This window comes from Asticcacaulis biprosthecium C19, assembly GCF_000204015.1.
GTDB classification, from domain to species: domain Bacteria; phylum Pseudomonadota; class Alphaproteobacteria; order Caulobacterales; family Caulobacteraceae; genus Asticcacaulis; species Asticcacaulis biprosthecius.
This window is the reverse complement of the sequence record NZ_GL883080.1, coordinates 488,471-499,631: the sequence shown is the minus strand read 5'-3', so window position 1 is coordinate 499,631 and position 11,161 is coordinate 488,471. Positions and strand designations below refer to the sequence as shown.

Here is an 11,161-nt window from a genome sequence, read left to right as displayed (position 1 = left end):
CGTTTTTAGTGGCGGATATACATGTGGCTGAGAACCCATTGGGTTCGAAACGAGCAAGTTGCCCTCGCAACTTGCGAGTTCGGCGAAGCGCAGCGGAGCCAATCCCATCGTCTCCATCTGTCGTCGTTGCGGCCGGAGGCGTTTCAAAAAACTCCCTCCTACGCCAGCACCCGCGATAACTCCCTGGCTGCTTCCAGATTACTCAGCAGCTGCGCTCGGCCGATCTGCTGAGCATGATAGCGGGCGAACTGTAACGTCACATACGAATGCACATCGACCGCCTCGCGAATGCCTTCCGGCTCACAGCGGTACAATTCTATCAGTTGCTTGACCGCCTCCACCACCACCTGGGTGCAGACCAGCTTCTGGTCCAGCTTGCGCAGTACGCTGTCGATATCGCCGACAAGGCTCATGGTCATCTCCCCGGATTTGATGCAGCGCAACTAAAACCCTCCGGCCATAAATTTGCGATGTGTTTACGTCGGTTAACGGCACGGTAACCCTATGCCCGAAATACGAGGCCTCGTTTTTGCACAGGCGGGCCAGGATCAGAGAAATCTGTGCCAAATTAACCGAAGCCTAAGCCCGATCGCCTATCGTGAACCCCTACGACAGAAAGTTCGCTTAAGGTCATGAACGCCCTCTCGCCGCGCCTGCTCGTCAAGGCCACCGCCACAGACGCCGACTTCCTCGATCCGCGCGAGCGGCGGGGACCGTTCCGTCCTGAAAAACTGGTCTCGCGCCGTGAACGCAAGAGCGGCGACATGTTCGTGCGCCTGTTCCGCAGCGTCGACGCCATGGCCTTGTTTTTCTTCGGCTTGTTGACGGCACTGCCGGTTGCGCCTACCGGCCTTCTGAATGCGCCACTGGGCGACAGCCTGCCCTTCCTGCTGGCCACCGGCCTGACCTTCTATGCGCTCAACGGCAGCGGCCTCTACCGCTTTGGCCGAAATGAGCATCTGATCAAACATATGGCCAAGATGTTCTGCGTCCTGGCCGGCGCCCTCATCTCCGGCATCTGGCTGGCCGGCTTTGCGCCAAATCAGGACAATGTCATTTCTGCCCTGCGGTTCTGGTTCGTCGCCGCCTTGTCATTTTTCGTTACCCTGCACATGTTGTGGTGGAGCCTGGTCGATCGTTGGCGCCGCCAGGGTAAGTTGACTCCCAACGTCGTGATCGTTGGTGCCACCCGCCATGCCCAGAAGCTGATCGAGGCGGCCATCGAAAGCCGCGACGTCAATGTGCTGGGCGTGTTCGATGACCGCCTGGCACGCAACCCCATGGCCGTTTCCGGCGTGCCGGTGCTGGGCGACGTCCAGTCGCTGCTGGCGCACAAGATCACGCCCTATGTCGACCAGATCGTCGTCGCCATCGACACCTCGGCCAAGGCGCGGGTGAAGGACGTCATCGAGAAGCTGCGCTCGCTGCCCAATGAAGTATCTCTGCTGGTCGATGTCGAGACCGACACCGAGCGCAAGGCCGCTCTGTCGCGCCTGGCCGACATGCCGCTGACGCGCGTCTCCGGCATCTCCGAGGACGACCGCAAGGAATTGCTGAAGCGCGTCGAGGACCTGATCATCGGCACGATCGCCCTGGTCGTGTTCGCTCCGATCATGGTCGCCGTCGCCATCGCCATCAAGCTGGACAGCAAGGGCCCGATCTTCTTCCGCCAGCGCCGTCACGGCTTCAACAACGAAGCCATCATGGTGTGGAAGTTCCGCTCCATGTACACCGAGATGACCGACCACACCGCATCGCAGCAGGTCACCCGGGGCGATCCGCGCGTCACTCGCGTCGGCCGCTTCATCCGCAAGACCAGCCTGGACGAACTGCCGCAACTGTTCAATGTGCTGGCCGGCGAGATGTCGCTGGTCGGACCCCGCCCTCACGCCATCGGCATGAAGACCGGTCCGGATGAGAGTGCGCGCCTGGTCGCCGAATATGCCTGGCGCCACCGCATGAAGCCCGGCATGACCGGTTGGGCCGCCATCAAGGGCTCACGCGGCGCGCTGGATACGCCCGAGGATGTCCGCCGCCGCATCGTGCTGGACGTCGAATATATCGAGCGCCATTCTTTGTGGTTCGACCTCTACATCATGGCCATGACGATCCCCTGTCTATTGGGCGATACCAAGTCAGTTCGCTAAAGCCTCATGCCAAAACGTGTCTGAAAGTTACCCGTTCACTTTTTGGATAAATATGAGGCGCCAACTAAAATAACTTATCAACAGGAGCGCAGAAAGCGCATGTACGTCAAAGGTTTGCTGGGGTATCTTCCGGCCAACATTCTCCAGGGACTGGTCGGTTTTGCCAGCCTGACGGTGTTTACGCGCCTGTTGTCGCCGGAAGATTACGGCCACTACGCCCTGGCTCTGGGGATCACCACCCTGGCCCAGACGATGTTTTTTACCTGGATCGAAGCGGCCATGGCACGGTTCTACCCCGCCGAAAGCCGCGATGATGCCACGGCGCCTGCCCTGTATGGCACGCTGTACCGCCTGGTCGTCGCCGTCTTCATCGGTTTTGCTGCCCTAAGTGCGCTCGGCCTGTGGCTGTGGCCGGGCACTGGCCCCTTCAAGATGGCCATCGCCATATCGCTGGGCTGCGTCATCTTCCGCACCCTGGTCAAGATGGTCCAGGAGCAGCGCAAGTCCGAGGGCCGTGTCGGCGCGGCCTCGATGATTGACATGTTTCAGACGGCCGGCGGCTTCGGCCTGGGCGCCTTATGCGCGTGGGCCGGCCTGGGGGGCGCAGCGCCGATCCTGGGGGGCGGGATTATCGCTTTGGCGACCCTGCCCTTCATCGTTCGCGAAGACTGGGGCCGCGCGGCGAAGGGCGGGTTCGACGCCGTCCGCGCCAAGGCCTACCTGCAGTACGGCCTGCCGGTGTCAGCCTCCCTAATCCTGACCCTGGGTCTGTACACGGTCGACCGCTTCCTGATTGCCCACTATCTCAACGCAGCCGAGGCCGGCGCCTATCATGCCGGCTTCTCGTTGGCCTCACGTATCCTCGACGTGCTGTTCATCTGGTTCGGCGCTGCCGGCGGGCCCGCCATGGTCCATGCCCTGGAGAGCGGTGGGGTTTCCGCCCTGCGCGACAACGCACGTCAACAGTTGAAAGTTATGTCGTTCGTTTTGTTTCCTGCTGTCGCCGGCCTGATCATGGTGGCGCCGGAACTGGGCGGACTGCTGATCGGAGAAGCCCTGCGCGCCGAGGCGCTCAGCGTCACCCCACTGATCGCTATCGGCGCCGTGTTGTCGGGTCTGAACACCTACTATTTCCTCCAGGCCTTCACCCTGGCCAAGAAGACCCGGCTGCTGGTCTTCGCCATGGCCGTGCCGGCGGTCAGCAACATCGTTTTGAACGTCATTCTGATCCAGACCATGGGCCTGGTCGGCGCGGCCTGGGCCTCGGCCCTGTCGTTTGGCCTGGGCATCGCCGCATCCTGGCTGCTGGGACTGAAGACACTGCCTCTGCCGGTTCCCGCCATCGACCTGCTCAAGACGGCGGCCTGCGCCGGCGCGATGATGGCCGTCCTGGCCGTCTTGCCGCGCTGGGGGATCGATGTCGTGGACCTCGCCATCCGCGCGGTCACCGGCATGGTCATCTATGGCGCCCTGGCCTGGCTGCTGAACCTCAATTCCATACGCGATATCGTTCGTCAACGATTGATGAAAGGGGCCGCCGCATGAGCCGCTTCGCCTCCCTGCGCAATGCCGCCCATGAGACGGCGACGCCGATGCTCTCGGTCTTGATCCCCTTTTACAAGGAATCGCCGCTGGCGCTTCTGGAGGCACTGCAGACGCGCGACCCGCACGATGTCGAAATCATTCTCATCGACGATGGCTCCGGGATGGCGCAAATCACCGCCGATGTCGCCATGTTCATCAATGCCTCCCCCATGGCGTGCGAACTGATCACCTTGGACCAGAACGAAGGCCGGGCACGCGGCCGCAACCGCCTGACCACGGCGGCGCGGGGGAGCTACTTCCTATTCCTCGATGCCGATATGCTGCCCGACGGGCCCGGCTTTCTCGACCGCTGGCTGGACGCCACGGTTGATCGTCCCGCGGCGATCTTCGGCGGCTTCACCCTGCTCCAGGCGCCGGACCTGCCGGAGACCGCCATTCACCGGCAGATGGCGGCCAAGAGCGACTGCCTGGACGCGGCCGCCCGCGCCTTGCAGCCCGAAAAGTACATTTTCACGTCCAACCTGTTGATCCGGCGCGATGTGTTCGAAACCGAGGGCTTCGATCCGGCCTTTACCGGTTGGGGCTGGGAAGACACCGAATGGGGCATGCGTGTCGCCGCCCGCTACGGCGTCGGCCATATCGATAACACCGCGACCCACATGGGCTTGGACCGCGCGGAGACCCTGGCGCGCAAATACGAGCAGTCGGTTGCCAATTTCGCCCGCGTCATCGCCAAGCATCCTGAGGTCGTCGCCACCTACCCCAGCTACAAGGTCGCGCGGATGCTGAAGCGCGTACCGGGCGTTAGCCTGCTGCGCCCTCTGCTCAAAGCCTTTGCTCTGTCGCCGGCGCCCGTGCGCCTGCGCGCCTTTGCGCTTCGTCTGTATCGTGCCGCCCTCTATGCCAAGGTCGTGTGAAATGTCTGAGTCCAAGCCCTACGCCGCCGATCGTTCGCTGTACGGCAAGCTGCGCCGCCGTTTCGCCCGGTTTAGCCACACCCGACCCATCGGCATGCCGGGGATCCGGCGACCGATGCTGACGGTGTCCTTTGACGATGCACCGGCCTCTTCGGCGCGCAACGGGGCCGCCATTCTGAAAAGCCACGGCGTCACCGGTACCTGGTTCATTTCGGCCGGGATGATGGGCCAGGACAGCCATATGGGGCCAATGACCTCGGGCGACGACATCCGGGCGCTGTACGCCGCAGGTTTCGAGATCGGCTGCCATACCTACGGCCATCTGGACTGCGGCCGGGCGGGCAAGGACGAGATCGACAAGGCGATCGAAGACAACCAGTCGGTTCTGCACAGTCTGGGCATCCCCATGCCGAGGACCTTCGCCTATCCCTACGGTGACGTGTCGGCACAGGCCAAGGCGGTGGTCGACAAGCGCTACCTGGCGTCACGGGCGCTGCATCACGGCCTGATCGTGCCGGGGACGGACCTGAACCAGGCACCGGCCGTGGGCATTGAGGGGGAAGACGGCGAGCGGGTGGCGATGAGTTGGCTGGAGCGGGCCGCGAAGACGCCGCAAAGCTGGCTGGTGCTGTATACGCATGATGTGCGCAAGGCCCCGTCGCCGTTCGGCTGCACGCCGGAGGTGTTGAACCGGATCGTGGCCAAGGGTGTAGAGCTTGGGTTCGATTTCGTGACCTTTGCCGGCGGCGCTGAACGGGCCCTGATGGCCGGGCCGGCATCCAGGGCGGCGTAAGAAATTTTACCACGAACCGCACGACTTAATGGAGTATCCGAATACGCCGCGTAGCGGCATCTACCATTAAGTGGTCCACAGATTAGAGGGATTAGAAGGATTGAGAATAATCTGAGCTAATCTGCGAAATCTGTGGATCACCTTCTCTTCATAAGAAGCCGCTACGCGGCGGGGATTTGCAAACCCTTACGTTCGTGTCTGTGCGTGCCCAAAACCTTTCTTAAAACCGGGCATCAGCGTCCTCATCGGTCGGCAAGGATACCTTGACCAGAACCATGACAAACAGGCACCAGCGCAGGTCGTTCCAGTTTAACGCCATGCTTTCGGTCAGGCTCGACAGGGTATAGATCCCCAGAAACGGCAAGGCGAACATGCCGGCGTCGCCACGATAGGTGCTGTACAGCGCCTTGATCCAGATCTCGGCAAAGACCAGACCCCAGACGATCAGCCCAACCAGCCCCAGAGCCAGCCACACCTCGTACCAGCACGAATGGGCATGATAGGCCCGGAACCCCGCGACCTGGGTAATTTTGGCCAGGGGGGCGAACTCACTCTCATCGGTCCACACCGCGGCGTAGCCATAGCCCAGCAAGGGCCGCGTCTCCATAACATGCGCGATCCCCTCCCAGATGTAGGTACGCCCTGTCAGGGTCGGGTCCTTGCCCAGCAACAGAAATATCTGGTCCGGGAAAAACAGCACGAACGCGCCCAGCAGGAGCAAGACCGTCACCGCCAGCCAGATCAAAACAATGCCCAAAATCGGGCCGCGACGCGACAGAAAGACGAAGGCGATACCACCGACACCCAGGATCACCGACACCAGCGCCGTCTTCGACGTCGACAGCAGAACCAGAATCAGCATGACAGCCGCCGCCACAGCCCAAAGCCACTTTCGCGTTGGATTGAGCAAGGCCGCGGTCGCGGCCGCCGTAAAGCCGAGCGCCATATTGGCGCCGAGATTGTTCTTTTCGATCCAGACCCCGCGCCAGGCTCCGGGAAACGACTCGGTCATGATTCCCCAGCGTGGCGGCAGGATCGCCATGACGATGGAGGCCACCGCCATGACCGTAAAGGCCAGGGCCATGACTTCACTGAGACGTCGCCAGGAGAAGCGGGTGGCCAGGCCATAGGCGCACAACATCGTCATGCCCACAGCAATGAAGCGACGCAGCGTGTCGCCCGGATTGTTAGACCAAAAGTATGACGCCGCGCATAAAACGAGCAAACTCAACATTATAGGCGTACGCCAGGTCGCGTCCAACATCCGTTTCCAGCTTAGGAGCGCGACGATCACGCCAGCCAGATAGAACGGATAATAGAAGAAGCGGATCAGTGCACCCGAACTGGCCTGATCGGTGGAGTAGCCGAACAGGGGCGCCTGCCAGGCCTGCGAAAAGGCCAGCAGAACGCCGATTGCGCACAGCAGGGACAGCCATGCGCCGCGCCAGTCATCAATGAAATCTGTCAAGGCGCGCATGACGCGCTACAGGGCCGCGTACCGGCCCATGGGCCGCCGGGCCGCTGACCGCGGCGAGCGGGCGCGATTATAGACAATGCCCATCAGGTTGCCGCCGACCTGTTCGATATCATTCTTCAGGTCGATACGCGCCTGGATATCCCCCTCGTCTTCGCTGAGGACCAGGATGACGCCATCCATTTGGGGCGCCAGTTGCAAGGCTGCCGCCGAGCGATCTAGTGCCGGAACGTCGACCACAATGGTTTGAGCGTGTTTGCGAAGCGCTGGCCAGTAGGACGACTGATCGTTCAGCTTGGGTCGCTGCCCGGGCGCCAGATTGCGCAAACGGAAGCGCGTCACCCACAGACGGTTGTCGAGGAACGGTCGGGCGACGAGGTATTTGTGGTCGGGAATTTCCTGATCCGCGGCATCACGCGCCGGCGGCGACAGGCGAAAGAAGGCGGAGCCGTCGGGCGAGGCGCTAGCCAGGGTGCCAGGTGGACCGAAACGTGCGGAATCCTCGGTGACAGCCTGCATCTGGGAAGGCTGGGCCAGATCGGCATCGATCAGCCACACCGGACGTTTGGCGAAGGCGGCTTCGCAGCGAGCATATTCGCGGGCAACGGTCGACACGCCCTCGCCGGTAAAGGCGGAGACGAACATCAGCGCACGGCCGGACCGCGTTTGCGGCCGCCCCAGCGCCGACATGAGGTCGGCCATTTCCTTTGTTAAATCAACCATATAAGGGGAAGCCTACGCGAATCAATACGAGCACTGTCGCAGACGGCCGCGACCGGATCAAGGCCGGGGTCATGCGGCACGCACGGGTCGGTCGGCCGACTTGACCCCCGCCGTGGCCAGAACAGGGAGATCCAGCGCCCGCGCCGCCATGTCGGCATTGACAATGCCCTTGCGCGTCACCACCCGCAATCCGCCAACGCACAGGGCGGTAAAGCCGGCGAACAGGAAGGACATGATCAGGATGATCTTCTTGAAGCTCTTGGGCTTATCCGGCAGCGACGCTTTTTCGACGACGCGGACGCCATCACTGCCGCCCTTGGTCATTTCCTTTTGAGCTTCGTTTTCCTGCAGGCGCTGGGTGAAGGTGCTGACATTCTTTTGCAAAGCGTCGCGTTCGATCGTCAGGCTGTTGTATTGCGCTTCCAGCCCTTGCAGGTCCAGCAGCCGGCCATTGACGTCATCGGCCTGGCTTCGCAACAGGCTGCGGCGGCCTTCCAGCGACGCGATCTCGGCTTCCAGATTCAGCTTCTGCGTTGTCAGGTCCTGATAGATCGGATTGACCCCGACCTTATGGGCCTGTTCACCGACACCCTGGCCGCCATTCATCATCGCCTCGTAGCCCGCGATCTCGATATCGACGTCTTTCACCGGTTGGGCCGTTGGCAGATACCGCGTCAGCAGTTCCTGGCGCTTTTGCTTCAGGGTGAAGATCTTATTGGGGACACTGAGATCCAGGTCGCGCTCGACGCTCATCTCCGGCGTCAGGCTGACCAGGCTACGATTAATGCCGCTGAGCCTGGCGCGGTCCTCGGCCAGTTTGGCCTCGACCGAAAACAGTTCGGTCGTAAGGGTTTGCGACAGGCTGGTATAGGTCGCCTTGGCGGTGATGAAGTCCCCTACCCCATTCTGCGCCAGGAAGTTCTGATAGGCAGAGTCGGCCTCGCCGAGCTTACGATCGAAGGCGTCCTTTTGCTGTTGCAGGGCTGGCCCCACCGAGTCGGTCAGGACCTGTTGGCGATAAAGCTGGTACTCGTCGATCATGGTGTTGAGGATCAAAGCCGCCGACATGGCGTCGGCGTGCTTGAAGGTCAGGCGCACCACCTTGTTCTGCGGCGCTGTCGAGGTGGCGAACCCACCCTGCAGCACCTTCAGTGCCGCGGCCTCGGCCTGAGCCTTCTGGGCCGGCGTCTGTGGGTTCCACATGGCCGGGGTCTCGGGCAGTACGGTCTTCAATCCCACCTTCTCGATCACCCGCTTTTTCAGCTCGGTGGAGTTGAGAATTTCGACTTCGGACTGCACGACTTCATCGGTTGTCGCGATGGCGCCGCGTGCCGCATCGCCAGCCAGGGGATCGTAGACATAGTCTTTGCTGAGTTGCATCAACAGACTGGCGCTGGCAGTGTAGGTCGAATGCATCGACAGGGCCACAGCGGCGCCAATTCCGAAAATGACAGCGAAGACGATCGCCATCAGCCAGAGTTCGCGCAGCAGCAGGCGCAGGATGTCATCCATCCCCAATTGCAGCCGTGCCATCCCTGGTTTTGCGGCCGCTGCCGTCATTCCACTTACTTGGCCCTTACCCTGAACGCGGGACTTGCGGCGTAAAGGCACAACGGTTGCCTCTTCGTCTTCCCACCTGTCCTGAGGGTGCATGGATTCTCTCGTTACTGGCCAGAACTTTGTGTTCAAGCGACTGAGTCTTAACAAAACCGTAAGTTTAAGACTTTACGTAAAAGACCGTTAACGAAGGTTTACGATTTGCCATGTTAGCCGTGAGAGGCTGATTTTTCGGCCCAACTTCAAAGACGACTCAGGTAAGCTTGCCGGCATGATTTCGCGCAGAACCCTTATCGCCGGACTGGTTTTGACGGGCACGGCGGCCGAGGCTGCCCGCGCGGCCGAACGCATGCCGCAGGCCTACGACATCCCCTTCGCCACCTGGACGGACGACGAGCCGCTGTATCTGTTTTATCCGGGGGACAAGCTGGAGATCGTGGTGCCGTCGGCACCCGAACTGAACCGCCAGACCCAGATCGGCCCGGACGGACGGATTACGCTGGCGCTGATCGGTCAGGTCATGGCCGCCTACCACAGCGTGCCGGACTTGCAGGCGATGATCGCCGCGAAATATGCGCAGATTCTGCGCGATCCAACCATTTTCGTATATCCCGGCGACACGACGCCGATGCGCGTCCTGGTCGGCGGCGAGGTCCGAAATCCGGGCTGGGTCGATATGATGGCCGATATGGACGCCCTTCAGGCGACTCTGGCGGCCGGCGGTTTCACCGACGGCGCCAAGCGCGACAAGGTCATGCTGATCCGGCGGGGACGCAACGGCGGCGCCATGCAGCGAATCATCGACCTGAAAACACCTCTCAAGGGCAAGGCCGGCAAGATGGTGGCGTTGCGGCGATTCGACATTCTATATGTGCCGCGTTCCGCGATCGCCGAAGCCGGGGTGTTCATGAACCAGTGGGTCAATAACCTGATCCCCGGCGGCGTACAGAACTACTTTATGTACCAGGCCTTCAATTAGCCCTGGTTGCGAAGTGCCTTACGCCGCGTAGCCGATGCGGCCCTGGTCGATCCACTGACGAGCGGCCTTTTGAGCTTCGGCGATGTCTTCACGATCCATCTCGCGCGACAGTTCGCGGCGATAGACGGTGGCTTCGACCGAACCGCGCATGGCGGCCAGGTTGAACATCATGTGTGCCGAGATCAGATCGATCGGAGCGCCGCCCTGGCCGGTCGAATACATCATGCCCAGACGGAAAAGTTCGTCGCCACCCATCTCTGGGGTCGGCAGCGGGATGGTCTTGGTTTCCACAGCGGTGGTGGTCATTGGCGATACCGCGCTTTTTGCGCGTCCCCTGAATTGGTTGACACGCTGAGTTCACCACTACGCCATGAAATTAAAGTTAATTGCGAAATTTACACTGAATTTTTTATGTAAACAGAAGTTTAATTCTTAACATAGCCGTTTATACTTTGATGCATATTTGCTAAAATTCAGATAATTTGGCAGTATTTAACGCAAACATATCTATAATAACTCTATGTTTGCTTCGCCTCCACAGAACAATCTGCGTTAACAGCACAGTTCACTCTGAACTTGACTCATGTACCGCCCCAGCAAACATCGCTTTTTCAACACGGCCTTAACCGCGCATCGTCCTCGCGTGCGGGGCGAATTGCTGACACTTTCATTCAGTTTCAGTTCAGCTACAATCTGGCATAACACCGTCAAGACGATATTTTTTATCGCCATGCGTGCCAGATCCGCGCACAAAAACCCCGGCAGCGGGGAGATCTGGCAGACTGTTGAGGAAAACATGATTAGCAAGATGGCCAAGAAGGCGGCTCCGCTGCTGGCGCTGGCGATGGTCCTCAGCCTTGCGTCGGTGCCAAGCTACAGCTTCGCCGGTGAAAAGGAAGAGAACCCGCGAGTCGACCCGGGACTCCGAGGAGGGGATGGAGGTAACCGCGGCGGTGGTAACCGTGGCGGCGGCAATCGCGGTGACGGCGGCGGAAATCGCGGCGGCAGCGCTCCGGCGCCGCGCAG

The 11,161-nt window shown here is 61.0% G+C and carries 11 protein-coding genes; 6 read left to right on the top strand and 5 right to left on the bottom strand.

Features of this window, described 5'->3' with window-relative positions; genetic code table 11:
• Positions 1–158: 158 nt before the first annotated feature.
• A complete protein-coding gene (locus ABI_RS20775; protein WP_006275040.1) occupies positions 159–413 on the bottom strand; it encodes a hypothetical protein in 255 nt (84 codons plus the stop codon).
• A gap of 219 nt (positions 414–632) precedes the next feature.
• Here ABI_RS20775 and ABI_RS20770 point away from each other — a divergent pair, with 219 nt between their 5' ends.
• The 4 genes from ABI_RS20770 (at position 633) to ABI_RS20755 (ending at position 5,402) form a co-directional block, all read left to right on the top strand.
• Positions 633–2,147, top strand: a complete 1,515-nt coding sequence (locus tag ABI_RS20770) for an undecaprenyl-phosphate glucose phosphotransferase (RefSeq protein ID WP_040309795.1) — start codon at positions 633–635, stop codon at positions 2,145–2,147.
• Between the two features lie 99 nt (positions 2,148–2,246).
• Positions 2,247–3,692, top strand: a complete 1,446-nt coding sequence (locus ABI_RS20765; protein ID WP_006275039.1) for a lipopolysaccharide biosynthesis protein — start codon at positions 2,247–2,249, stop codon at positions 3,690–3,692.
• Positions 3,689–4,609, top strand: coding sequence for a glycosyltransferase family 2 protein (locus ABI_RS20760; RefSeq protein WP_006275038.1), 921 nt, complete (start codon positions 3,689–3,691; stop codon positions 4,607–4,609). Before ABI_RS20765 ends, ABI_RS20760 begins: the two co-directional genes overlap by 4 nt.
• A gap of 1 nt (position 4,610) precedes the next feature.
• Positions 4,611–5,402: a polysaccharide deacetylase family protein gene (locus tag ABI_RS20755; protein WP_006275037.1), complete on the top strand. Its 792-nt coding sequence runs from the start codon at positions 4,611–4,613 to the stop codon at positions 5,400–5,402.
• A 220-nt stretch (positions 5,403–5,622) separates the two neighbouring features.
• Here ABI_RS20755 and ABI_RS20750 read toward each other — a convergent pair whose 3' ends face one another.
• From ABI_RS20750 to ABI_RS20740, 3 genes are all read right to left on the bottom strand, one after another.
• Entirely contained in the window at positions 5,623–6,879 is a 1,257-nt protein-coding gene (locus ABI_RS20750; protein WP_006275036.1) for an O-antigen ligase family protein, read from the bottom strand.
• Between the two features lie 6 nt (positions 6,880–6,885).
• Positions 6,886–7,599: a P-loop NTPase family protein gene (locus ABI_RS20745; protein WP_006275035.1), complete on the bottom strand. Its 714-nt coding sequence runs from the start codon at positions 7,597–7,599 to the stop codon at positions 6,886–6,888.
• A 69-nt stretch (positions 7,600–7,668) separates the two neighbouring features.
• Positions 7,669–9,159, bottom strand: coding sequence for a GumC family protein (locus ABI_RS20740; RefSeq protein WP_245531410.1), 1,491 nt, complete (start codon positions 9,157–9,159; stop codon positions 7,669–7,671).
• 268 nt (positions 9,160–9,427) lie between these two features.
• Between ABI_RS20740 and ABI_RS20735 the strand changes: the two genes are divergently transcribed.
• A complete protein-coding gene (locus ABI_RS20735) occupies positions 9,428–10,135 on the top strand; it encodes a polysaccharide biosynthesis/export family protein (protein ID WP_006275033.1) in 708 nt (235 codons plus the stop codon).
• A gap of 18 nt (positions 10,136–10,153) precedes the next feature.
• On the opposite strand, the gene ABI_RS20730 is transcribed toward ABI_RS20735, so the two are convergent.
• The gene (locus ABI_RS20730) at positions 10,154–10,441 is read right to left on the bottom strand and encodes an SEL1-like repeat protein (protein ID WP_006275032.1); all 288 of its coding nucleotides are present in this window, start codon (positions 10,439–10,441) and stop codon (positions 10,154–10,156) included.
• A 277-nt stretch (positions 10,442–10,718) separates the two neighbouring features.
• Between ABI_RS20730 and ABI_RS26010 the strand changes: the two genes are divergently transcribed.
• A partial coding sequence (locus tag ABI_RS26010) for a hypothetical protein (RefSeq protein ID WP_040309793.1) occupies positions 10,719–11,161 on the top strand: 443 nt, incomplete at its 3' end.